The following is a 25650-nucleotide window of genomic DNA, read 5'->3' as shown; positions in this document are numbered from 1 at the left end:
ACCAACTCTACCTCACTGGAAATTGAGATTTCCAGGCCATACAAAAGGCAATGGAAACACTCTTGAGAAAAATTCTTTTAGGCGAGGTCCTACTCCATCAAGGGCTATTCCAAATCCTTTGTCTCCAAAAACTAATTTTGTAAGTTTCTCTACCCCATCCAATGTCAGAGTTTCTCCATTGAATTCTATAGTATATTTACCCTCATCCTCGACAAATTTCAAATTTTTTATAATTTCTTTTTCTACATACTGAGAAAAGTATGGAACTAGTTTTTCCATTAGTTGTTTGAAATTCAAAACTTTAACTGTTCCTAGAAGATTAATTTCTTCAAAAGGAATATTTTCTTCTTTTATGACTTCTACCATTTTTTCATTAAAAGTACAGGGTACTCGAATATGGGTCAGAGAATGTACTACTGCCATCTTTTTTAAACTCTTAAGCACAGTCCTCTCGTCGCCCCCGTATTCAACTACATATCCTCTTTCAGGGTTTTCGTGAATTATACGAAGAACTACATATCCTTTTAAAACATCTCCTCTCTTTACAAGATAAGTCTTGTAAGTGAAATTTCCCCATGGTGTAGTTGCACCTTTTAGAAGGTTTTTGAATTCAAACAAGCTTCTATAATATCTAGTAGTTTGTTTATTGTACATTTTCGCCATTTCAATCAAATACTTATCTTCAAATTCCACAAGCTCAATATCCTCTCCCAATTCTTCAGGGTATACATCAAATCGGATTGCCCATCCAGCTTTACAATACCCCCTTCTCAAGTACAGGCTTCTATCTCCAGAGACAAGCACAACATCTACTCCCTTTTTCTTCATCTCTTTTTCTGCATCATCCAGTAACAGGGAAGAATATCCCTTTCCTCTGTAGTCCTCATGAGTACAAACTGCTCCTACTGAAGCAGCTTTTATAGGAGTTCCTTCTATTAGAATCGTGGTGATGTAGAAATTTACAATAGATACTATTTTCCCATCCTCTGCAATTACCCTCATGTTTTCCAGATTATCTTCGCTGAGAAGTAGAGGAAACTCCTGCCCCATCGTAGGCTCGTGACCCTGAGTAATGCGAAATACGTGGTTAATAAGATCTAATGCTTCTTTAAATTCCTCTTTTCTACAAGCTCTTGGACCTTCCATTACATTTTTTACCTCCTTATTCAATAACGATAGTTTTATTTATATTTCTATCTTTACAGGCAAAACTCCTTCACATTTTATTTCTCCTTTTAAAACTTTTCTAACACTTTTCACCGATAAAGGAGTATGTTCATAAGCACAAATGCAGGTAGAAACATATTCCTTTATCAGAAGAAAATCATATGGATTTCCAAGTAAAATCGTTATTATATCTTTTCCCAAGCAAGATAACCTGCGCACAAGCTCTACTTGCCCCGGGTTTAAATTCAGCGCGGAAACTCCTATTACTATTTTGTCACTCTCTCTACACTCCTCAACCACTTTTTCTAGCTCATTCTCCTCCGGATTGAAGGAAATCACTATTGATTTTCCTCCAAACTCCTCCTTCAAAACTTCTGATAGAGTATACTTCCTTCTGACAGCCTCCCATATCCCTCCCATAAACATTTTCGGCTCTGGAGAAATGAAGACAATTCTCATATCTTTAGCATCACCAAGAGGTATCAGCCCTTTTTCATCTTTTATGAGGGTAATACTTTTTTCACTGAGTTCTCTAGCAAATTCTATATACTCTTTGCAACTTAACACTTCTTTTGCTCTGATCAGGTCAGGATAAGGATTTTCAAAGAATCCATACTTTTTCTTTATCCTCAATATCCTCTCTACTGATTCATTTATCCTTTCCTCAGGAATTTCTCCGTTTAGAACAGCTTCCTTTATAGCCTCTATGCACCTTATCTGTACATCCAGATGATGGGATATAACTACCATATCAGCACCAGCATTTATCGCCTTGACTGCTCCTTTTTCCGAACCGAATTTCTTTGAAATTGCATTCATCTCTATACAATCAGTTATGGTAATCCCCTCAAAACACATATCCTCTCTCAAAAGCTTTGTGAGGATGTTGTAAGATAAGGTAGCAGGAATTTTTTCAGTATCCATTGCCGGAAAATATATATGAGCTGTCATAATTGCATCCACACCAACTTCCACTGCTTTTCTGAAAGGATAAAACTCCATTCTTTCAAGCCTCTCTCTGTCATAAGGGACAACAGGCATATCAAGATGGCTGTCTACCGACGTATCTCCGTGACCTGGAAAGTGTTTTGCTGTAGCAATTACTCCTTTGCTTTGCATGCCTTTTATAAAATCAATCCCTAGTCTAGCTACTCTCTCAGGGTCATCCCCATATGACCTCACGCCAATTATGGGGTTTTTAGGATTGTTATTCACATCCAGTACAGGTGCTATATTAAGATTTATACCCAAGGCTTTGAGACCTTCTCCTACTATCTCTCCTTCTTTCAATGTGCTTCCTTCTATATTTGCAGCGGATACTGCCATATTCCCTGGAAAAAATACAGCCTCTTCCCTAACTTGGCTGACCATCCCTCCTTCTTGATCTGCTCCTATAATAGCAGGTATACCTGATTGTTCAAGGACCTTTTTTTGAATGGTCTCGGTAAGACTGACAATCTCTTCTACAGAACCTATATTTCTTGTAAACAATACAAAATTTCCTACCTTGTACTTGCTTACAAGTACGTCAATGTGCTCATCATAATAATTAGAAGGGAAACCTGCCATAATCATTTGACCTATTTTCTCATCCAAACTCATCTTATTTATTTCCACTTTTACTCCCTCCCTATGAGTCCATAAAGTAAAACCCCATTAAAAAGCACAAGCCAAGGGAGACCTTTGTGTCTAAAGCCACAAAGGTGCTCCCCATCAATCTCTTAGTATTGGTTGTAGACTCTTACTTCATAGTACTTGTCTGTTACGTAAAATCTAACCTGGGCAGGTTCTACATCCTTGGGTTCTTCCCCTCGAACTGATATGGCAATTTTCAATGTTCCATTCTGTGGTATACAAGGATTACCTGTTATTATAACTACTTTTCCACTCTCAGAAATTTTGGCAGAGATTTCTGAACTTGTTTCCACGATCTCCTTTGCTACATAGTTTCCTTTAAGCTCTATTTCAACCTTCGTAATGTCGACATTCGGTGAATTATCCTGGTTTAAAGGATTTGTCATAATCACGGTCATCACTTTTTCGCCATCTTTCGCCTCTTTCACTGCAGTTTTACTTAAGCCAAAAGTCCCAAACCTGAAGAAAACTATTCCTTCGCTTTCACTTTGTCTTATATAATTTACTGCATCACAAAGGTCATAAGTTTTAACAGGACTGTATGCCTGTAATCCAGCATATACTCTCTTATTATTATCAAACATTTCTACTGCATTGTTATAAAGTACTGCAGTCCATTGGGGTGATTTGCCATAGTCCCCCCAATAAAGCATAGGCACCGCAAAGTCATAAATGGAAGAAGCATCTTTATAATCCTGTCCATAATGCACTAATGCAAAGGTTCTAGAATCATTCTGGGCTGTTAAGAAGTTAGAATCATATGCTCCTTCTGGCATCAATGCAGCAGAAAATTTCACTTTTCGACTGTAGGACTTCACTACTTCCTTTATTTCCTCTGCAAAAGATTTTACGGCGTTTTTCCTCATTTCTATCCATCCAACAACATCTTTATCTCCTCTATCATACGCTTCAAATATAGATTTGCCATCTTTATCCGTATAGAAAGTGCGATCTATCAAAGATTTTATTTTATTCATATCTATTCCTATTTTTACTGCTTCTGTAACCTCATAATTCTCATTAAATCCAAATACCACGTGTGGATATCTTATATAATCCAGGTGAATTCCATCGACCTTATAGTTTTCCAAGACTTCTTTTACAAGATTCTTTACATATTCCCTGTAATTTATAGATAATGGAGATATCCTACTATCATCGGGCCCTTTCTTGATGTGTACCATCCTATCTTCGGGATGAAGCGTTGCCCACTGTTTATCAGAGTTCACAACAAACCAGGCATGAACTCTTATTCCCTTTTTGTGTGCTTCCTCTACTACTTCTTTTAATATATCCCTATCGGGATGAGCTAGTCCCAAAGCTATTCTGCTATTATAATCAACTCTCCCTGCCGTCCCTTTTACAAGAAGAAATATATCGGTAAAACCATATTCTTTCATCTGATCTGTTATTATCTTCGCTCCATCTACTCCCAAATTGTACACTGTGCTTCCCCACAGCCATGCCCCTTTGACTTTCACATCATGGCTTTTCTTTAACTTGAGAGGATACTCTTCGGGAGAAGTTTTTGCACACCACAATACCGCTTGCATAAGCATTTTTCCCAGCCCCGCAGTATATTCGGGATGAAAGCTGAAAAGTACTATTCTTCCTTCACCATATTCTGAAGCAATTAAAGCCAGAGTGTTAGGCGTAATTCCTTCCGGTCCGTTGTCATGAATATCGCTGATGTAGGAAGCCAATTCTACGTAAGATGGCATACCTGGTACATCAATTTTTTTCAAAATAGGTCCGTTTTTATAGTGGACGGTGAGAGTTCCATAATAACCAGAAATCACAGGATGCTCCAGCGATTTTACCTTAATTTGGACGTCACCACATCCCCTGTTCCAGTGTTCAATATCAACGACTTGAGCATTCACAATTCCAAGATAGGAATCATATTTACCCTCGCCCTTGGTAGCGAGATATGTCCCTGCACAAATTCCGATGTATCCTCCTCTTCTTTTAACAAATTCCTTAATAGCTTCCCGACCCTTCTCTCCCAGGGCTTCTGCCTGATTGAGAGACCTTCCTCCAGGTATGACAATTACATCGAATTTCTCTAGTTTGTCCTTTGCAACCTCCTTTGGTGAAATTTTTTCAGCTTTTATTCCATATTCCTTTAACACGTGAATGACTTGTTCTACACTTTTTGGAGTTGTAGCTTCCTTCGCTTCTAATACTGCTACTCTCACTTCTTCTCTCCCCTCTTTTTCTTTGGCAATGGCACTGCTTTCTTTCAGACTGATGAAAGTCATCACCATACATACCGAAATAATTAAGCTTACAACCTTTTTACACCATTTCATAATATACCCCCCCCTCAACGCTTTTAATCTTTCACAAAACCTTTATTCGAAGCCTGTACTTTTCAAGAAGGTGTTGGTTAAACTTTTCACCTTCGTCCGTATTGGCACTTATGAATACTGGAGGTGTTATACCCCAGGACAATAATTTCTCCACTACGTTGGTTATTATAGTGTTTATTATAAGAATTCCAGCAATAGAAGAAGTAGGTCCTACCTTCTGAGAAAAGCCTTCGTATTCCACTATTGCATCTCCAGGAATTCCACAATTATCTATTACATAATCCGTAAGTTCATAGAGGTTTTTGCCACTTCTGTGCCTGGAAGAGAAGGTCTTTGAATGTTTTAGAGATGTAATGGCTACAGTGATAATTCCCTTTTCTTTTGCCTCGATAGCCATTTCTATTACTGCAGAATTTCTACCGGAATTTGAAATCAAAAATAGTACATCTCCTTCACTTGGCCCACTGTTTTCCAGAAGTATCTTCCCTATCCCTTCTACTCTCTCCATCAAGGTGCTTTTATATCCTCCCTCGTGGAGCATAAGAGAAGGTTCCAATATTGGATATACACATGCAAGGCCACCAGCCCTGTAAAAAGGCTCTTCGCACATCATATGTGAATGTCCAGTCCCAAAGAAATAAAGAAGTTTGTCGTTTTTTATTGCCTGTGCACATACTTGGGAAACCTGTTCTATTACCTGCCACTGCGTCTTTTCAATCTCATCTATTAATTTTCTGATACTCTCTATATATCGGGTATTCACCTAGAACCCTCCTTCCGCTATCCTTAGTATAATTCTGGCAGCCAGAGCTACTTTAAATGGGAGGCTATCCACCAAAACAAATTCTGCATCTGTATGAGAATCTTCCCCCTCTGGTCCAAGTCCATCTAGCACCGGTATACCCCATACTGCCGCAAAAGAGGCATCCCCCCCTCCACCAGTTTTTCTTCCAATAATTTCTCTTCCCAATTTTTGAGCTTCTTCTTTAGCAATTTCAAATAACTTCCTACATCCCTCATTGGCAATTAAAGGAGGCCTTTCTGAAAGTATGACAATATTTGTGCTTGTTCCTTCAACAAAAGAAGTAGCAGTTATTTTCTCAATTTTCTCTTTTATCTCCCTTTCATGTTCTCTTTGAAAATACCTTACTTCCACTTGGGCCCTTGCTTCTTCTGCAACTATATTTATTTTGTCTCCTCCCTGCACATATCCCACGTTCACACTTATACCTTTTTCTAAGTCTCTCACTTCATCGTAAAGAGTACATATTTTGCGAGATATTTCTTCTATCGCACTTTTTCCCTTTTCATAGTTTACTCCCGAATGGGCTGGAATTCCTTTTACAAACATTTCAAAGCTAAAAATTCCCTTTCTTTCTACTGTAAGAGTCCCGGGTTTGGCAGGTTCAAATGAGAGACACGCCACGGCCTCCTTTGAAAGGTCCATAATGTAATCTTTGCTGTAAATCGAACCAATTTCTTCGTCGCTGTTTAAAAAGGCCACAAGTTTTACTCCATCTGGAAGGTCATCAATAACTTCTTTAAGGGTATACAGAAGAACCACAATTCCCCCCTTCATATCAAGTACTCCAGGCCCGAAAGCCATGCCATCTTTTACCCTGAAGGGCCTTTTTGAAAAAGTACCTGAAGGAAAGACTGTATCAATATGCCCCAAAAGAAGAATCTTTTTCTTTCCTTCTCCTATAGAACATTCTAAAAAATCCCCAACATCTTGCTGTTTTATTCGCTTTACATTCATTCCCAGATTATAAAATTCTATTTCCAACCGATCTACAAATCTATCAGTATACTTTTTTTCTCTACTTGGACTCTCTATTCTGCTAAATTCTTCTAACAACTTCAATGCTTCTTCCAGCTGAAAGTATTTCATTTTTCACCACCGCTCTAATTTAGTTCTTTTCTTAGCGCTTCAAGCATTTCTTCTTCTGCATCTTCTTCAAAGGGAGATGCGATTACTTCATAGGAAATTCGAGAAAAATTCTCTGAGGGAGGGATATAACCTTCATACCCACCACAGTATCCCAGTACCAGTACTACAGCTTTTTTATATTTTTCCTTCACCATTTTTTCAATTTTAAGCCCCGTATCATAATAAATTTCAAAAGGAACCCCTACAAAAACAATATCTCCCATTTTCCATAGACTTATTTTTATTTTTTTTAGAAAATCTTCCCCTCTTTTAATAACTTCAGGAATTTTTGAAAAGTCCCTATCCGGCCTTTCTAGAACTATCAATGCAGACTCCAAGTCTCTTCTGGCCCTCTTATCATTTATCTGAGCAAGAATTTGCAGTATTTCAGCTTTTTTGCGCTCTTTTTCTTCTTTCGAGAAATTCCTTTTGTATTTCAATAAAAGCTCAATTTCTTTTGCCCATTTTGGCTCGTTAATCTCAATTTTCTTCATCCGCGGTCTTTCACCTAATATTTCTTTCCCCAGTACACGCCCCAATCTTTCCGCTTCTTCAAACGTAGATTCCTTTTTGTAAAATCGGGTACTTATATCCCCAGCAGCTCCATTTATAAATACAAACTTTTTTATCTTATTTTCCTCCAGCTCCAACTTTAATCCCTGGACTAAATCTTTGGAATAGTAAAGATTATTTTCATCTAATACTGTAAGGTGGCAAGGAAAATTAACTATGGCAATCTCATCTTTTTCCCTTCTTACTTCAAAAAATTTGCATTTAATGCCTTCTTCTCTTCTTTCAGCGCTGTACGCATTTCTTTTTGAACCAATTCCATAAATTTCCTTCTTTCCGTACCATAAAGCAGACTCTTTCAGGTCATTAAGTGCTTCTTCAAAACTATTCTTACATTGTGAAACTACAAAATTCCAGTATTCAGGGTTAAAATTATCTTTTCCCCAAAATATTTCTGAAGGACCGCTATGGGTATGAGTAGCACATACAAGAATGTGCTCGCCAGGGATATTCACAAGAGATTTAACCTGCGTTTTTATTTCGTCAACAAGTTTTTTGTCCACCCCTAAAACGTCAAGTGAAAATAAAACAAATATTTCCTCTTCTTTTTTAAAAACCAAGCATTTAACATAAAGGTCATCATGAACTCCTTTTGCCGGGCTTTTTCTTTTATCATATCCTGCCATAATTCCCAGGAAAGGAGGTGTAATCACTCTTTCTCCATATCCTCCTAGAATACGCAATTTTGATCCACCTCATTGTTGTTTTTGAATCGGCATAAGATAGCCTGCTTTATCTTCTCGTAATCTTGATGTTTTACTTGGCTGTAAGAAAGTAACAGCGCTGAAACCTCAGGAGGTATGTGAGGGAAGGTGAGGCAGAACTTTTCCACCCCACGCTCTATAAGTTTACTTTGAAGAAGATCTAGTAATTTACTTCCTCCTCCGTAAAATACTCCTCCCGATACTCCTATTTTGATAAATTGGTTTCTTAAATCCAGCGAAGAATAAACTGCATATATTGAATCGGCAATCTGAGAAACTGCCTTATCTATGAGTTCTATCGCTAAACAATAGTTGGCATCGAATAATTTAAAAACACATGTGGCAGCAGAAGCTACTATCTTCACTCCTTTGTAGGGGTCCTGATACAACATTCCTACAAGGTCTCTCATGGAATCCAAATTAAAAAACTTTGATATCTCCTCTTCAAATCTATTTTTTTCAATTATTCCATCATATGACTTCACTGCTAATTGAAGAGCTTTCCTCCCTAACGAATATCCTGAGCCGTCATCTCCTATAAGATATCCCCATCCTCCTACCTTTTTCCAACTCCCGTCTTCGCGTATTCCGTAAGTCACTGCCCCAGTACCTGCTATTGATATGATTCCTGTACTTCCAAAAGTAGTCCCATACCAAGCTATATAGGCATCGTTGTTTATCCCCAGATGCTCTGCATTAACACAACTCCTGAAAAAGTTATAAATCCTTTCATTTTGAGAAAACAACTCAACAGATGCTGACCCTATATAGGCACTGTAAATTTTTTGATCTTCTTCCAAACCCGCCTTTATTAGAGCCTGTCGGGTGCATTCCTTTATGGATTTTCTTGCAATTTCATAACCGCAAGAAAGAAAATTTGAAGGCCCCTCTTCCGCACTGGCCAAGATTTCTCCATTTTCATCTGCAATAATGCACTTTGTTTTACTGCCTCCGCAGTCGTACCCAGCAAAAATTTTCATGCTATTTCGACCCCACTTTTTAGCCTTTTAAAGAGCCTGCTATCAAACCACTTGTAAAGTATCTCTGGAAAAGCAAGTATACCAAAATAGTAGGCAGTGTTGCCATGGTCATACCTGCTGTAAGAAGTCCCCATTGAGTCACATTAAGACCCCTAAACATTGTAAGCCCTAGCTGCAATACCTTCATCTTGATATCTGTAGTAACGATCAAAGGCCAAAAGAACATGTTCCATGACCACAAAAACTTTAAAATTCCCATTGTTGCAAATGCTGGCTTGGCAAGAGGCACTATCACTCGGGCGTAAATCCAGAAGTCTGAATAACCATCTATTTTTGCAGCTTCCTCCAATTCAATAGGAATTGTCTGGAAATATTGTTTAAACATGTATATCCCAAACCCAGATGATAGGAAGGGAACAATTAAACCCTGATAGGTATTAATCCAGCCCAATCCTTTAACTATAAGAAACATAGGTATTGCTGTAACATAAAAGGGAATCATAAGGGTTATAAGGGCAGCATAGAAAAACAAACTTCTTCCCGGGAAATCCTTTCTAGCAAGAACATATCCCGCCAGCGAGTCAAAAAAAAGTCCTCCTATAACAAGACATACCGTCACTATTATGCTATTCAAAAAGAATGTGCCAAAAGTCACATCTTTATTGAATATACGAGGAAAATTCCATGCTTTTACATAATTTTCTAAAGTAAATTCTTTTGGGATAAGGCTTGTAGATACAATTACAGAGTCCTTAGAAAGCGAAGTAGATACCATCCATAACAGTGGGGAAAGCATCAAAAAGGCAATTAAAGTCAATATTAAATAAAGCAACAGTTTTTTCACTTTGCATCCCTCTCTTCAGGTAAATTTTCGTATTCTCGTCATTTAGTCGTAAGATACTTCTTCTGCTTTAGAAAGTTTGTTCTGCAGTATGGTTAAAACAAGTAACACCACAAATAACAGGTATGCTACTGCACATGCAATTCCCATCTCGTATTCTCTAAAACCTTTATCATATAGGTAATTTACTATAGTAGTACTACTATAGCCCGGTCCTCCTTCTGTCATCACATAAATTGGAGTAAATACCTGGAATGAATCTATCACCTGGGTGATAAGTATAAAGATCGTTGTTGGTTTTAATAAAGGCCATGTAATATACCAAAATTTCTGCCACGAGCTCACGGGATCTAATGCCACCGCTTCATAAATTTCATCGGGAATTGCCATAAGCCCTGCTAAGTAAATTACCATAATATAACCCAAATCTTTCCATATTACTAGCAACATCACTGTAGGCAGCGCAAGTTTAGAATCTGCTATCCAACCTAGCGGCTGAATTCCAAATTTTGAAAGCAAAATATTTACTACTCCATTTGGACCCGGGTTGAAAAGAAGCATCCACACGATGGAAATTGCTACCATAGAGACTACCACAGGAATATAAAAGCAGGTTCTGTAGAAAGCTTTAAATTTCAAATCCTTTCTATTGAGAAGCATTGCAGCCAAAAGGCCTAAAAACATCTTCACAGGAACAGTACCTATCACAAAAAACAAGGTGTTTTTGCAACTTATCCAGAAAACCTCGTCTTTGAGTAAATATAGATAATTCCTCAATCCCACAAATTGTGGAGAAGTAATTGTAACTATGTTATATTTGAAAAAAGAAAGATACAAAGAGTGAACCACAGGCCAAAAAATAAATACTGCAAAAATCAAATAGGCTGGCAACAAGAATAAGTAATATCCAACTTTCTCTTTTCTATTTGTAACGATCATCTTTTCCTCCACCACTTTCCTAATATGAATTCTCTCTTCCGCAAATTTCTTCTGGAAACAAGATCAATTTGTAGGCACCTAAATTTATTACAGGAGAGAGGAACAAATTCTGAATTAAGGCTCCCCTCTCCCTCATTTACTTGAAGTGTTAAGAATTTAGAAGTAAATCTATGGCTTGTTTTGCATCTTCCAAAGCTTTTTGGACTGACTTTTTACCAGTAATAGCATTCTGAATCTCTGCACGCAGTATCGTAGTTATACCATTTGCCTTGTCTGACTTCACATAGAATTTACCATGTTCAAGAGCCTGCAAGAAGCCTTTTTTAACAGGGTCATTTGTAAAGTAAGGATCGCTAGCTGCTGACTTAACTGCAGGTAAGAATCCCACAGTCTTACAATACTCTAGCTGGTTCTCCGTGGATACTAGGAATCTTAAAAGTTCCCAAGCTTCTTTTGGATGCTTAGATTGCTTAGTAATCACAAAAACATCTGCTCCAGCAAAAGCTGTCTGATATTTGTCATGAGGCATCTGTCCAACACCTATTTTATCTTTTAAGTTGGGATCTTTCATGAGCTCTTCTACATAGTCCTGTGTGGTTACAAACATTGCTACTTTTTCCTGTGCAAACAATTTCTGAATCTCTGCCAAGTTAACATTTACCGAACCCGGCATACTAGCTTTGTTGATAAGCTCAATGTAATATTCCCATGCTTCTTTCCATTCTGGAGTAGTAATAGTTGCTTCTGTCATTTCCTGGTTGAGTATTTCTCCACCTTTGTCCCATACAAATGGCAACCATTGGGATGCATATCTTCCAGAAGTGCCAAATCCGTACACGCCATCTTTTGTGAGTTTCAAAGCATTTTGCTTAAATTCTTCTAATGTCCAAGATTCTGTAGGCTCAGGCACTCCTGCTTTCTTGAAGATGTCTTTGTTATATACAATCGTTCTAACATCACCAAACATAGGTATAGAGATTAATTTGCCATCAAGGTCCTTGTTCTTGCCGTGATAAATTCCTTCTCTTGAAAAGACATCCATCAGATCTTTTTTCAATTCTTCATCTATAAACTGGTCTAAAGGAATTATCGCTCCACTGCTTGCGAGAACGTGGTCAAAAGGAGATCCTACTATCAGCAAATCAGCTACTTCACCGCTTACTATAGCTGTCTGGAACTTATTATGAGGTTCCTCTGCCCATGGAATTGCCATATACTCTACCTTAATGTTTGGATGTTTCTCTTCAAACTTTTTGATGAGTTCAGACATTTTTTCAGCTGCACCTGCTGTGTCTCCACCAGCCTGCCAGAATTTTATAGTGACTTGCGGCTGAGTGGGCTGTTGAGCCTCCTGAGAAGGCTGCTGCTCTTTTTGACTGGTTTTAGTAGCACATCCTGCCATAGCACCAATTATCAACGCCATCACTACTAGTAAAGCAATAAATTTTCTCATTATAAATGGCTCCCTCCTCATGTAAAAATCTTAAAATTTGAAAAATCTAAAATGTTTTTCTTCTTCCCGCCCTTCTCCCTCCTTTTTCTTCAAACTGTCAATCGTTTACTGAAAATACTTGCTGTAGTCCCACACTTTCTCCATAAAATAAGCATATCACATTTTCCGCTAAAAAATAATTGCAAAAACCATGCCAACAAGTGTAGTAACCGTTGGCATGGTCTATATCTATTTAACAATCAACAATTTTTTATTACACTGCAAAGAAATTTAAAATCCCGAAGAAAAGTGTCTATGACACTGTTCTGCTTTCTCTCCCTCCCTCAGTATTACCAAAAGCCTAAATCTCGACCATGCTGTATCGAAGGACAAGGGTGTAAATTTTTAGGATTAGCCCCACTTGCCGGATCATTGACTACTACATATTTTACATTCCCATTTTCATCAGCTTCCAACCCACAAACAACTACCCAGTGTCCCCCTGTAAAATTGGTATATACTGGCTTGTCATCCAGATAATACCGTGGATAATCTCCCGCTCTTATCCTGAGATATACAATACAGGGATTTCCTGAAGCTATGGATTTTTTCAATTCCTCCCATCCATATTTTAATTTCGCCTCTTTAAACCCAAAATGCCGAGCAGCCTCTACTATTGTATCCCCTCCTACACCTCCATAATATAGGCTGTTTCCAATTTGCTCCATATAAAGTGCAATTTCTTCTAATGAATGCCATTCATTGTAATACCCCATAAGCATTCTGAGAGAGGTAGGACCACAGGTAAAGGAGTAAAAAATATGCCAGACAGTGTAACACTGCTGGCACTTTCAAATAGCTACATCTTTTACCTTTGAGCGGATTATATCGTATATAAACCCAATTTCTGATAGTGGAATATCCACTTTGTAGGTTTCTTCTATTACACTACAAGAAGATTTTACACCTTCTATGAAGTGTCTATGACACTTTTCAAATTCTTCAATATTTTCGTAACAATTGATAGGGTCTTTCATTATCAATCTTTCTATCATACAACTCACATGAATATAAAGACTTATCTTAAGACTATTTGGAAATTTGAATCCCAGATAAATTTCCAAATCACTGATAGCTTTTTCTACCTGGTCAATTATTTTAGCAGGATTAAGGAACGTAAGATATTGAAGCACATTCTGCAACGAAAAGTGTTTGACTATTGCCTGATTTACCTTTTCTATAACCTCATTATCGACAACCCCTTCTAAAACCCTCTTTAACAATACCTCCCCGTTCCCTGTGATTAAATCCTCTAAAGATAAATAAGGTACATCCTTTATTCCCGGATCCGCAGTACCTATAATTAGTTTCACATTATAGGCTTTGAAAATCTCATCCCCAATACCATTTCCTCTTAATCTGTTAAAGTCGTATGCAATTATTTCTATTTTTTCACCTTTTAAACATTCGTATAGTAAATCCCTTATCTTAACTGCAGTTCCAATTCCTGTAATACAAGTTGTAAGTATAGAGATTTTCTTTCTCTCTGTTTTAATAAACTTATAGGTAATACTGTTCCTCTGTATCGCCTCTGTAACAATCTGCTCCAGAGGCTGATTTTGAAGTATTCTATTCCCAACATCCAAAGCCAGCTGCGTTGTTATGTTGTTTATAATCGCTATATCTCCTTCCACAATGTCAGTTAAAGATTTGTATATCTCCTCTAAAGAACCCATGTCAACAAGAATGATAACTCCTCTTGAGGTATCAATATTTTTTAGATACTCCTGAACCCTTGCCATTACCTCCTGTGTAGACATCTCAATTGGCATGTCAAAAGCTTCAAAGACAAACTGTCCCAAAAGCCTGTTAGCAACGCTGGCAATGCTGCTGGCAGTAGAATACCCGTGAGCGATTATTATGGAATTTATCAAATTTGCTGACTCAGTCTTGTTTAAACTTCTTACATAAAGTGTAAAATATGCCACAGCAATCTTGTTGAGTTTAATATCGAGGTTTACCTCTATCAGATCCGCCATTTTGTTTGCTATTATAAACTCTTTCGGGAAGATATTTTTCAATATCTCCAAAGCTGACTCTATGCTCTCAGAATACTTCTCATAAGTCACATCACTCAAAAGGTAATTGATAAAATGAGACAGGACAAGAACAGAATTGCCATAATATTTAATTCCATACATGTTTTGCATTATATTGAGAACATTTTCTACAACATTTTTGATAGCGTTAAAGACTATTGAATCTATATAGCTGCTGTCATTCTTGAAAATTATAGTATCCGTCAGTTCGTTTAAATAAACCAACACGTTTTTCTTAAACTCTTCAGAAGCAATGCCATTATTTTGATATTCCTTAAAAAGTTCAAACATTTTGTTTAAAGCACTGTATATCTCTCTATTGTCATCCTTTTCCCAGGACAAACCTTCATCCTTTTTATTGTGAGAAATGAGCATTCCATTGAAGTGGAAGTTACTTTTTACTATATCAAGGTCCGTCTGCATTTCCTTAGGAAGGTCATAAAGGTGAATTCTTAAAATATTGGTTTTGCTCTTGATAATATGGCTGTAAGCCTGGGCACAGCTATATTTTATGACATTTATAAGTTTACCGATATTCCCTGAAACCTTTGTCTTTAAAAGCACATTCAAAACCTGTTTACTTATTAAAATATCCATCCCTAAATTTCTTGCTTCATTTCTGTAAAAATTGTAAATTAATTGCAATCTTTCGTGCAAAGGCCTTTCATCAAAAGAAGGTATGTGGACCACCAAAGGAATCCTTCTTAAAAAAGTTTTTGTAAAAGTCTTTTCAGGGTCTTCAGTAGTAGCAAATACAAATCTTACCTTTGCCGTTCTCCAGTTGTTCGTCTCTCCCAGCCTTCGGAATATGCCTTTGTCCATAAAGAGGAAGAGTTTTTCCTGCCCTTCAGGAGGTAACCTGTGCACTTCATCTAAGAACAGATAACCTCCATCAGCCTCTTCTAAAAGGCCTGGTTTGTCCCTGTCAGCCCCTGTAAATGCCCCTTTTACATAACCAAATAAATTAGCAGACAAAAGTTCAGGATTATTTGCATATTCTGCGCAGTTAAATATCACATACGGCGCATTTTCATCTATAACTCCTATATACTTGGCGTACTCATAAATTAGCTGAGCAATATAGCTTTTCCCTACTCCTGTACTACCAGTAAGCAAAATAGGAAGTCCGTTTGGCGGGTATGAAGCAGCAGATTTGCACAGTTTTACCTGTTCTTTTAAACTGCCGTTGTAGCCTACAAGCTTTACAAAAGGATCTTCTGATGAAGATTTCAAGGAAGTGCTTACATCCTTTGTAGTATCCTTAAACTCCTTTGCCCTCTTTTCGTAAATTTCCCTATCTACAAAATACACAGGCCTTGTGTTAATTTTTATTAACTTACCTTCCTTGTGAAGTTCGTTTAGAAGGTGACTTGCTACATTTCTTCTCAGATTTAATTTCCGGGCTACCTCCTGAGCAGTTATGCCCTTTTTCTCCTTTACATTTATATTCTGGGATAGCTCTTTGACCAGATTAAAAACTTTCTCCTTATTTGTCAAGGAGAATCTCCCCTTTTTTCGTGTATGTTTAATAAAAAGTATACCATAGAAAGCGAAAAAATTTTAGAGGAAAATAAAACTGCCCCTGCCTATAAAGCAGGAGCAGCGTAAAACTCCCTAAATCTTGTAAATTTATTTACTTCCTGAGCAGCTCTTTTGCCTCTTTTACTATTCTGTCCACTGTAAACCCGTATTCCTCCATCAGTTTTTCTCCCGGAGCAGAAGCGCCAAATGTATTTACCCCCAATACTTTACCCTCATCTCCTACATAGCGCTCCCATCCAAGAGGTGCTGCCGCTTCAATAGCCAGTCTCTTTTTAACATTTGGAGGCAGTATGTAGTCCTTGTAGGACTTGTCCTGTTCCTCAAATCTATCCCATGAGGGCATGCTCACCACTCTTGCGTCTATCCCTTCTTCTTTTAACTTCTTTTGCACTTCAACTGCTAAAGATACTTCTGATCCAGATGCCAAAAGAAGGATATCAGGAGTTTCCTTTTCGCCGTCTGATACTATATAAGCACCTTTTGCCACGCCTTCTTCAGCTCTTTCTTTTGTTGTGGGAAGAATTGGAAGTTTTTGCCTTGTCAAAATCAAAACCGTGGGTACATTCTTAGACTGCACTGCTAATTTCCATGCAGCTCTTGTCTCATTCCCGTCTGCTGGCCTTATAACTGACACATTTGGCATTGCGCGAAATGCCGCAAGATGCTCTACTGGCTGATGTGTAGGCCCATCTTCTCCTACAGCGATTGAGTCATGTGTAAATACATAAGTTACAGGTACTCCCATTAAAGCTGAAAGCCTTAAAGCGGGGCGGAGATAGTCGCTAAATACTAGGAATGTTCCGCCATAGACTTTAAGTCCTCCGTGGAGTGCCATCCCATTCAAAGCTGTAGCCATTCCAAATTCCCTTACGCCAAACCATATATTTCTTCCAGTGTAATTGCTGGTAGGCCCAAAGGGCTTTTCTCCTTTTATAGCTGTCTTGTTAGAACTTGCAAGATCTGCGCTGCCACCTATGAAGTAGGGGATATTTTTTGCTAAAGCATTTATCATCTCTCCAGATACATCTCTCGTCGCATAAGCCCCTTTATCATAAGAAGGCATGTCTTTGTCCCAGCCTTCTGGAAGGTTTCCATTTATGGCATCTTCTAACTCTTTTGCTAATTCAGGATATTCTTTTTTATAAGCCTCAAACAGTTTATTCCATTCTTCTTCTGCCTTTTTGCCTCTCTCAAGAACTTTAGCTCTGTAATGCTCGTATATTTCTTCTGGAATAAAGAAAGGTTCATACTCCCATTTATAATATTCTTTTGCCAAACGAGCCTCCTCTTCACCTAGTGGAGCCCCGTGTGCATCAGATTTGCCTGCTTTATTGGGAGCCCCGTAACCCAAGACGGTCTTTACTTCAATTAAGGTAGGCTGTTCTGTGTTTTTCTTAGCTTCACTTATAGCATTTCTTATAGCGTCAAGGTCATTGCCATCATCGACTCTTAAAACCTGCCATCCATAGGCTTTGAACCTATCTGCAACACTTTCTGTAAAGGATAAGTGCCTGTCTCCATCCAAGGTTACATCGTTAGAATCGTAAAGCACAATCAGTTTGCCAAGCTTTAAATGGCCTGCCAATGAACCTGCTTCGTGAGATATCCCTTCCATTAGGTCTCCATCGCTTGCAATTACATATGTATAGTGGTCTATTATGTTGTAAGAACCGCGGTTATACTTATTGGCAAGGAAACGTTCAGCCATTGCCATTCCTACTGCCATCCCAAGGCCCTGCCCTAAAGGTCCAGTCGTCGCCTCTACTCCATCAGTAAGGCCGTACTCCGGATGCCCAGGAGTTTTTGACCCCCACTGGCGGAAATTCTTTATGTCTTCCATGGAAACTTTGTAGCCTGAAAGGTGCAAAAGCGCATACAGAAGCATTGAAGCATGTCCTGCTGACAGGACAAACCTGTCGCGGTTGAACCATTTAGAATTGAGAGGATTGTGATTCATAAACTCTGTCCAAAGCACATACGCCATAGGAGCTGCTCCCATTGGCATCCCGGGATGGCCTGATTTCGCCTTTTCAATGGCATCAATAGACAGCACTCTTATAGCGTTTATGGCCAACTGCTCTATTCTCTCTGCCATGTTTTCTCCTCCTTGAACTATATTTTGCCTTATTTCTTTAATATTATTATACACGAAAACTGCTGAAAAACAATGTAAAATTCCCTTCCCCATTATTATAAGGGAAGGGTAGATTTTAAAAAAATCATTGTTATATATCTTTCCTTCTAATTTTATCAATTTGTTCTTTAACTTCCTCCAGAACCCTGTACGGCTTAGTGACAATCCTTATGGGAAGTGAAAGTAGAAAAGCAGTAAGGTCTTTTTGCAACTCCTCAGTCATACGTTGTGGTTTTGTAAATATTCTATTTATAAAATCTTCTGTATAGTTTTTCTTCGCCTTTTCCTTGTCTATCTCCAATTCTGTTCCACATTCATCGCACTTTATCTTTTTTATCATATCTCCTTCATAGACTATCGTATGTTCAGTCTCCTTTTTGCAGTAAAGGCAGTAAAGCATTCCTTTCATGTAAGTGTACATAAAACTCACATCCTCGCTTTTTTTACAACATAAACTGTAAGGGATCTTCTAAAATTTCTTTTATCCTTCTCAAAAATTTAGCCGCGAGAGCACCGTCTATTACTCTATGATCTGAAGATAAAGTCATTTCCATTATCGGCTCTATTTCGATTTGTCCTTCTTCTACAACGGGAATTTCCCTTACTTTACCTACAGCTAAAATCGCTACTTCTGGAGGATTAATTATGGCTGTAAATCTTACTACATCAAACATACCTAAATTAGAGATTGTGAAACTTCCTCCAGTATACTCATCAGGTGTTAATTTTCCTTCTCTTGCTTTCTGAATAAGTTCTTTTTCTTCCCCTGCTATTTCTTTCAATCCTTTTTTGTCTACTTCCCTTATAACAGGTACAATTAGTCCTTCATCCAAAGCTACCGCCAATCCTATATTTATTTCATTCCTTAAAATTATCTGGCCTTCCTCTACATAAGAATTAAATATCGGATAATCTTTTATTGCTATTCCAGCAGCTTTCATAAGCAGGGTATTAAGGCTAATTTTTGCTTCATCCTCTTTCAATTTACTATTTAATGTCTCTCTCAATTTTAAAATTTCTCTCATCTTTACTTCCATAGTAACATAAAAATGAGGAGCTGTATTTATACTTTTTTGCATTTTTTCTGCTATTATTTTTCTCATTCCTGTGAAAGGAATAACTCTATAAGAGGGTATTTCTTCTTTTTTCTCTACTTTTTGTTCTACTGTTACTTGTGAAGGCACTATTTCAGTACGCTTTCTAATATATTCTTCTACATCTTTCCTATGAATTCTGCCGTGAGCTCCAGAGCCTATTACTTCTGACAGGTCTATCCCATGTTCCCTTGCTATTTTCCTTGCTGCCGGTGTAGCTCTTGGTTTAGATATTTCTTCTCTTTTCACCTCTTCTGGCTTCTCCTCTATTTTTACTTTTATCTTCTCTTCTTTTTTCTCTTCTTCAACTCCCTCAGAGACTTTTAACGTTTTTAGTATCTCTTCTATGTCTTCTCCTTCTCCTCCTATTATAGCTATAGGCTGATTTATAGGAACTTCTTCTCCCTCTCTTACAAGAATTTTTAAAAGAGTCCCTGTGTAACCTGCTTCTTCTTCCATTGTAACTTTGTCAGTTTCTATTTCCAAAAGAGGCTCTCCTGCTTCTACTTTTTCACCTTCTTTTTTCAACCATCTAACTACTTTGCCAGCTGTCATAGTCATACCTAACTTAGGCATAAGTTTTACATTTGCCATCCTTCAATCACTCCTTGCCAAATATAGCTTTTACTGCCTCTATTATGTCTTCTACTTGAGGTACAGCCGCTCTCTCTAACTTGGGATTGTAAGGAATTGGCACATCCTTCCCACCCAATCTCTGTATTGGGTAGTCGAGATAGTCAAAAGCATCACTTTCTACAATTCTCGACAAAACTTCCGCACCCCAACCATAGCTTTTGTTGTCATCCTCTACTATCAGCACTTTACCTGTCTTTATTACTGAGTTTACTATAGTTTCTGTATCAAGTGGTGACAAGCTCCTTACATCTATTACTTCTACATCTATTCCTTCACCTTTTAATTTTTCTGCAGCCTCTAGTGACCTTATTACTGTTATAGACCCAGCTATTATGGTTATATCTTTCCCCTCTCTTTTCACATCGGCTTTTCCTATTGGAACTATATAGTCTCCTTCAGGCACTTCCCCTTTTGTCCAATAGAGGAGTTTATGCTCAAAAAATATTACTGGGTTGTCATCCCTTACAGCCGCTTTAAAAAGCCCCTTTACATCATAAGGAGTTGCAGGCATCACTACTTTAAGACCCGGTATGTGGGCAAACATGGCAGGCAAACTTTGAGAATGCTGTGCTGCTGCACCTGTCCCACTACCCATAGGAGACCTTATTACAAGAGGTACTTTAAGTTGTCCTCCTGTCATATACCTTAGTTTTGCAGCCTGGTTTACTATCCACTCCATCGCATCCATCATAAAGTCAGAAAACATTATTTCTACAATAGGTCGCATACCTACAAGAGCTGCACCTACTCCTGCACCTACTATGCTAGCTTCTGAAATTGGTGTCTCTATTAGTTTGTCTTTGTACTTAGGATACATACCCTTTGTTACTCCAAAAGCTCCTCCATATATTCCTATATCTTCGCCCATCATAAAAACGTTAGGGTCTCTTTCAAACTCTTCTTTTATTGCTTCTGCCAGCGCTTCTATATAGAGCTTTTCTGCCATCTTTACTCTCCCTCCTCTGCATAAACGTATTTTGCCAGGTCTTCTACCATGGGTTCAGGACTTTCTACTGCAAATTGATAGGCCTCTTCTATCTCTTTTGCAACCTCTTCGTCTATTTTCTTTAATTCCTCTTCTGTTGCCACTCCTTCTGAAAGCAGTTTTTCTGCAAATCTCTTTATAGGATCTTTTTTCTTCCATTCCTCTTCTTCTTCTCTAGTCCTATATACTCTAGGATCACTCTTAGAATGTCCAAACCATCTATAAGTCTTTGCTTCTATAAGTGTAGGCCCTTCACCTTTCCTTGCTCTGTCCACTGCTTCTTTTACCGCTTTGTATACCTCTAACACATCATTCCCATCTACTATTACACCAGGCATATTGTAAGATGCTGCTCTGTCAGCAATATTTTTTACAGCAGTAAATTTATTTACTGGTGCAGACATAGCATACTGATTATTCTCGCAGAAATATACAACTGGTAATTGCCATATTGCTGCCATATTTAGAGATTCATTAAATGCTCCTGTATTTGCTGCACCATCACCAAAAAAGCATAACGTAACTCTTTTATCTCCTCTTAATTTAGAAGCTAAAGCCGCGCCTGTAGCTATGGGAATTCCTCCAGCTACGATTCCATTCGCACCCAAATGGCCTGTAGAAATATCTGCTATGTGCATTGAACCTCCTCTTCCTTTGCAATGCCCCGTCTCTTTGCCAAGAAGCTCTGCCATCATCCTCTTCAAATCCGCACCTTTTGCTATTGTATGCCCATGTCCCCTGTGAGTACTCGTTATATAGTCCGTGGGCTCTAATGCGGCACAAGCTCCAACTGCAGCAGCTTCCTCTCCCACGTACAGGTGGTATGTCCCCCATATCATATTTTTCTTATAAAGCTCATCTGTCTTTAGCTCAAACTGTCTTATTTGAACCATTTTTTTGTACATCCACAGCAATTTTTCTTTTGAAAGTTCCATAGTCAATTCTACCTCCTTTTAATTTCACTTTCTCCTTCTTCTGGCACTATACATATAAGCTCAAGTACCTCTTCTCCCATGTTTACAAACTGATGAAGGGCATTAGAGGGTATATAAGCAAAAGACCCTCCTGTTATTTCATACTCTTTCCCATCTACATAAAGCATTCCCTGGCCTTTTATAATGTAATTTATGTGAGGCCAAGGATGACTGTGTTTTAGTGTATAACCTTCCGGACCTATTTCAAAATGTCTCATAACCCAGCCTTCCCATCCATCCTGGGGAGTAATTAAAATTCTTTTTACTACGTTTTTTAATTCCCCTTCCAATTTGGAAGGTGTTTTTTTGTCTTTGTGAGATACAATCATTTCTTAACCTCCTTTTACTTGGAAAATAAATCTTTCTTTGTTTTCATTTAAAAATAGTGCACTTCCTACCACTACAATATCTACCCCCACTTCTCTCAGTAAGTTTATATTGCCTAAATTTACTCCTCCATCCACCCCTATGGGAATAGAAAACCCCATCTCTTTCAGTTGAACTTTCGCTAATTTTATCTTGTCTATGGTAAAAGTTTCAAAATTTTGTCCCCCAAACCCGGGTTCCACACTCATGAACAACAAATAATCCACATCATTTAAACACCATCTTAAGCTTTCAAAAGAAACACATGGGCTTAAAGCAACACCAGCTTTTTTACCTAAAGCCTTGATTTTTCTTAAAATTCGCAAAGGATGGCTACAAGTATCAAATTGGACTATTATAATATCTGCCCCAGCTTCTGAAAATATTTCGACATAGTTTTCTGGATTTAATATTTCCAAATGAACTTCTATTGGTAAGTCAGTTATTCGTCTTAAATCTTTAACAGTTTTAGGGCTAAATCCGAAATTATTTACATAGTGACCGTCTATAACATCCACATGAATAAAATCTATACCTAATTTTTCCAGTTCTAAAACTTCCTTACCTAAAAAAGCTGTATCAGCGGCCAATATAGAAGCTGAAATCTTCATTTTTGCCCTCCATAAATTTAGTAACAAATGTTCCTATTGATATCAATCGTGCTCCTTATTATTTAGTTTAACTTATCTTTTTTAAAAAGTCAAGCAAAAGATAGACAAAATCTTGTAATAATTACTTGACTGTGATAAGATTAAGGAGAGCAAATTAAACAAAATTAGACGGTGATGAAAACAATGAAAATAGACAAAGATTTACATCTTTTTCAAAAAATAAGTTTGGTAGCGGAATTGTATTATACTTATGGTCTAACACAGCAGCAAATAGCTGATAAGCTACAAATTTCTCGGCCATGGGTTTCAAAACTTTTAAAAAAGGCGGAAGAATTAGGCCTTGTTAGAGTAGAGGTCCTAACATCTACATCTGGGGTAAAAGAACTTGAAGAAGAAATCCAGAAAAAATACAGATTAAAAGGCGTAAAAGTGATTAAAAAAGCTGTTATGTCGGATGCTGATATTGTAGAACTTGGAAAAGCAGCTGCTAACTACTTTATTTCCATACTAGAACCTAATGACGTAATAGGCGTGTCCTGGGGTAAAACTCTTTCAGCACTTGCAAACCACTTAATACCTATTTACTACCCTGATACTACAGTAGTACCTTTAATAGGTGGAATGGGACATACTCCATCTCTCCTTAGTAACCACATTGCCATGCAGATATCTTCTGCAATAAGCGGAAAATGTCTGTTACTACACGCTCCTGCTTTTGCAAGCAATAAACATGAAAAAGAAGTCTTTTTAAAAAATCCACTTGTAAGTCAAGTAATTGAGAAAAGTGAAAATATAGATATAGCTTTGGTAGGCTTAGGAAGCCTATGGAATTCTACAATTCTGGAATACAACTACATCACTGTCGATGAAATAAAAGATCTAGAGAAAGTAGGAGCAATAGGAGACATTGCCCTGCACTTTATTGATGCAAGTGGCAGAATAGTATCTCACCCCATCCACGAACGATTAATTGCAGGCAATTTATCTAAAATACGTAAAAGTGCCAGAATCATGATGGGTGTAGCAGGTGGCCTTCATAAAAAAGAAATTGTAAAAGCTGCTTTAGTAGGAAAATGGATAGATATACTTGTCACAGATATAGAAGTAGCTCACTATTTAATTGAAAATTAAATGGGAGGAAGCCCTCCCATTTTTTAAAATAGCCTCATTATCTGCAAAATCACCCATGTCAAAGGATTAGCACCATCGCATATGCTGGATATTTCTGTAGCTCCAGTTGGGAACTTGAAGGCAGCTTCTGCAGCAACCTGAGTAAACAAAGGAGCCACATTTGTTGCAATCCACAATCCCACTCCTATAACTATTGTACCAATCAATATAGACCTAAAGACATTACCCTTAGTTACCGGTACAACCATAACTACCATAAAAGGAATTGTAGCCAAATCACCAAAAGGCAACACATGGTTACCAGGCAATATTATTGCAAGAAGTATAGTTATGGGAACTAATACCAATGCTGTGGCTATTGCAGCAGGGTGTCCAACAGCTATTGCAGAATCAAGTCCAATGTAAAATTCTCTGCCTTGAAATCTCTTTTGCATAAAAGCTTTTGCTGCTTCAGAGATAGGGATTAATCCTTCCATTAAAATTCGTACCATCCTGGGCAGTAAAAGCATTACAGCAGCCATTGAAATACCCAAGTTTAAAATTCCTTTCACATCGTATTTTGCCAATATACCTAGAACAACACCCAAAATTAATCCTATCACAATAGGTTCACCAAAAATGCCGAATCTTTTGTTTATTGTATCTGTGTCCGCTTCAATTTTGTTTATAACTGGGATTTTGTCTATGAGTTTATTAAGAGGAATGGCTATTGGAACATAAGCCGCAGAAAATCCGTGTGGAAGTGATATACCTGGTAAGCCATAGAAATCCTGTACCATTTTTGCTGTCCAGTCGGCTAGCAATAAAACAATCGCGGCATTTATTGCTGCTGCAACCAATCCCCATGTTAGGCTTCCTGTAGCAGCTGTCACTAAAGCTCCAGTGAATGCGAAATGCCAATAATTCCATAAGTCTACGTTTACAGTTTTTGTAAGTCTGGTAGCAAGCATTATTATATTTACTAAAAGACCTATAGGAATAACAAAAGCTCCTACTTTTGAGGCAAAAGCAATTGCTGCAGAAGCAGGCCAACCGACGTCTATTACGTTAAGATGAACTCCCATATGTTCTACCATTGCTTGAGCCGCAGGACCGAGGTTATTAACGAGTAATCCAATTACTAGATTTATCCCCACAAAACCTATTCCTATAGTAAGTGCTGATCTGAAAGCTCTACCTGGTTTTTCTCCTAATATAAGGGCCAGTAAGAAAATTATTATTGGAAGCATTACTGTTGCTCCCAAATCCAAAATATATTTGATAATACTCATAGATTACACCTCACTTCTTTATTTCTTCAATAATTTCTTTCAATACTTGTTCTTCTCCTATACCTGTTATAAGAGGAAGTGCATTTATACTTTTTTTCCCAAAACTATCTTTTAGTATTGTCGTAGTGACTATAAAATCTGCATCCTCTGCGTAGCTTTTTATCTCAGATACTTTACACTGTATGATATTTACATCCAAGTTCTCCTTTTTTGCAGCTTCCAATATTTTTTCTGTTACCACCGTAGAAGTTGCAATTCCCGTTCCGCATGCCACTAATATTGTCTTTTTCCTCATAC

Annotated in this window: 22 protein-coding genes; 1 reads left to right on the top strand and 21 read right to left on the bottom strand. The window is 37.8% G+C overall.

What is annotated here, in order from left to right; genetic code table 11:
* Nucleotides 1-12: 12 nt before the first annotated feature.
* The 19 genes from EV203_RS00555 to rpe all read right to left on the bottom strand — a co-directional run bounded on the left by EV203_RS00555 (nt 13) and on the right by rpe (nt 22951).
* Complete coding sequence (locus EV203_RS00555) at nt 13-1146, bottom strand: GNAT family N-acetyltransferase (protein WP_132038841.1); 1134 nt, start codon at nt 1144-1146, stop codon at nt 13-15.
* Between the two features lie 39 nt (nt 1147-1185).
* Entirely contained in the window at nt 1186-2784 is a 1599-nt protein-coding gene (locus EV203_RS00550; protein ID WP_341765399.1) for a glycoside hydrolase family 3 protein, read from the bottom strand.
* A gap of 104 nt (nt 2785-2888) precedes the next feature.
* A complete protein-coding gene (locus EV203_RS00545; RefSeq protein ID WP_132038840.1) occupies nt 2889-5114 on the bottom strand; it encodes a BPL-N domain-containing protein in 2226 nt (741 codons plus the stop codon).
* A gap of 31 nt (nt 5115-5145) precedes the next feature.
* Nucleotides 5146-5877 (bottom strand): sugar isomerase domain-containing protein, encoded by a 732-nt coding sequence (locus EV203_RS00540; RefSeq protein ID WP_132038839.1) that lies wholly within the window; start codon nt 5875-5877, stop codon nt 5146-5148.
* Nucleotides 5878-7005 (bottom strand): M20 family metallopeptidase, encoded by a 1128-nt coding sequence (locus EV203_RS00535; RefSeq protein ID WP_132038838.1) that lies wholly within the window; start codon nt 7003-7005, stop codon nt 5878-5880.
* Nucleotides 7006-7019: 14 nt separating this feature from the next.
* Entirely contained in the window at nt 7020-8297 is a 1278-nt protein-coding gene (locus EV203_RS00530) for a neutral/alkaline non-lysosomal ceramidase N-terminal domain-containing protein (RefSeq protein WP_132038837.1), read from the bottom strand.
* Entirely contained in the window at nt 8285-9298 is a 1014-nt protein-coding gene (locus tag EV203_RS00525) for an N-acetylglucosamine kinase (RefSeq protein ID WP_132038836.1), read from the bottom strand. Before EV203_RS00525 ends, EV203_RS00530 begins: the two co-directional genes overlap by 13 nt.
* Before the next feature lie 19 nt (nt 9299-9317).
* Nucleotides 9318-10142 carry a carbohydrate ABC transporter permease gene (locus EV203_RS00520; RefSeq protein ID WP_132038835.1) on the bottom strand — a complete coding sequence of 275 codons (825 nt, stop codon included), beginning with the start codon at nt 10140-10142 and terminating at the stop codon, nt 9318-9320.
* A 42-nt stretch (nt 10143-10184) separates the two neighbouring features.
* Nucleotides 10185-11090, bottom strand: a complete 906-nt coding sequence (locus EV203_RS00515; protein WP_132038834.1) for a carbohydrate ABC transporter permease — start codon at nt 11088-11090, stop codon at nt 10185-10187.
* 136 nt (nt 11091-11226) lie between these two features.
* Entirely contained in the window at nt 11227-12531 is a 1305-nt protein-coding gene (locus EV203_RS00510) for an ABC transporter substrate-binding protein (RefSeq protein ID WP_165911569.1), read from the bottom strand.
* Between the two features lie 329 nt (nt 12532-12860).
* Complete coding sequence (locus tag EV203_RS00505) at nt 12861-13331, bottom strand: C39 family peptidase (protein ID WP_279432241.1); 471 nt, start codon at nt 13329-13331, stop codon at nt 12861-12863.
* Nucleotides 13332-13361: 30 nt separating this feature from the next.
* A complete protein-coding gene (locus EV203_RS00500; protein ID WP_132038831.1) occupies nt 13362-16106 on the bottom strand; it encodes a sigma-54-dependent transcriptional regulator in 2745 nt (914 codons plus the stop codon).
* Nucleotides 16107-16242: 136 nt separating this feature from the next.
* The gene (gene tkt / locus EV203_RS00495; protein ID WP_132038830.1) at nt 16243-18246 is read right to left on the bottom strand and encodes a transketolase; all 2004 of its coding nucleotides are present in this window, start codon (nt 18244-18246) and stop codon (nt 16243-16245) included.
* A gap of 130 nt (nt 18247-18376) precedes the next feature.
* The gene (locus EV203_RS00490) at nt 18377-18706 is read right to left on the bottom strand and encodes a hypothetical protein (RefSeq protein WP_011024689.1); all 330 of its coding nucleotides are present in this window, start codon (nt 18704-18706) and stop codon (nt 18377-18379) included.
* 22 nt (nt 18707-18728) lie between these two features.
* On the bottom strand, nt 18729-19973 hold the full coding sequence (locus EV203_RS00485; protein ID WP_132038829.1) for a dihydrolipoamide acetyltransferase family protein: 1245 nt from the start codon (nt 19971-19973) through the stop codon (nt 18729-18731).
* A 7-nt stretch (nt 19974-19980) separates the two neighbouring features.
* The gene (locus EV203_RS00480) at nt 19981-20961 is read right to left on the bottom strand and encodes an alpha-ketoacid dehydrogenase subunit beta (RefSeq protein WP_011024687.1); all 981 of its coding nucleotides are present in this window, start codon (nt 20959-20961) and stop codon (nt 19981-19983) included.
* A 2-nt stretch (nt 20962-20963) separates the two neighbouring features.
* On the bottom strand, nt 20964-21935 hold the full coding sequence (gene pdhA / locus EV203_RS00475; protein WP_132038828.1) for a pyruvate dehydrogenase (acetyl-transferring) E1 component subunit alpha: 972 nt from the start codon (nt 21933-21935) through the stop codon (nt 20964-20966).
* Between the two features lie 8 nt (nt 21936-21943).
* Nucleotides 21944-22303: a cupin domain-containing protein gene (locus EV203_RS00470; RefSeq protein ID WP_022587529.1), complete on the bottom strand. Its 360-nt coding sequence runs from the start codon at nt 22301-22303 to the stop codon at nt 21944-21946.
* Nucleotides 22304-22306: 3 nt separating this feature from the next.
* Complete coding sequence (gene rpe / locus EV203_RS00465) at nt 22307-22951, bottom strand: ribulose-phosphate 3-epimerase (RefSeq protein ID WP_132038827.1); 645 nt, start codon at nt 22949-22951, stop codon at nt 22307-22309.
* 174 nt (nt 22952-23125) lie between these two features.
* Between rpe and EV203_RS00460 the strand changes: the two genes are divergently transcribed.
* Nucleotides 23126-24082 carry a sugar-binding transcriptional regulator gene (locus tag EV203_RS00460; RefSeq protein WP_243700538.1) on the top strand — a complete coding sequence of 319 codons (957 nt, stop codon included), beginning with the start codon at nt 23126-23128 and terminating at the stop codon, nt 24080-24082.
* A gap of 23 nt (nt 24083-24105) precedes the next feature.
* Here EV203_RS00460 and EV203_RS00455 read toward each other — a convergent pair whose 3' ends face one another.
* On the bottom strand, nt 24106-25353 hold the full coding sequence (locus EV203_RS00455) for a PTS galactitol transporter subunit IIC (RefSeq protein WP_011024683.1): 1248 nt from the start codon (nt 25351-25353) through the stop codon (nt 24106-24108).
* 10 nt (nt 25354-25363) lie between these two features.
* Nucleotides 25364-25648 carry a PTS sugar transporter subunit IIB gene (locus EV203_RS00450; protein ID WP_201766462.1) on the bottom strand — a complete coding sequence of 95 codons (285 nt, stop codon included), beginning with the start codon at nt 25646-25648 and terminating at the stop codon, nt 25364-25366.
* Nucleotides 25649-25650 lie beyond the last annotated feature (2 nt).

Origin of the sequence: Caldanaerobacter subterraneus, assembly GCF_004345675.1 — a bacterium.
GTDB classification, from domain to species: Bacteria; Bacillota; Thermoanaerobacteria; order Thermoanaerobacterales; family Thermoanaerobacteraceae; genus Thermoanaerobacter; species Thermoanaerobacter subterraneus.
This window is presented reverse-complemented; position numbering and strand designations above follow the sequence as displayed.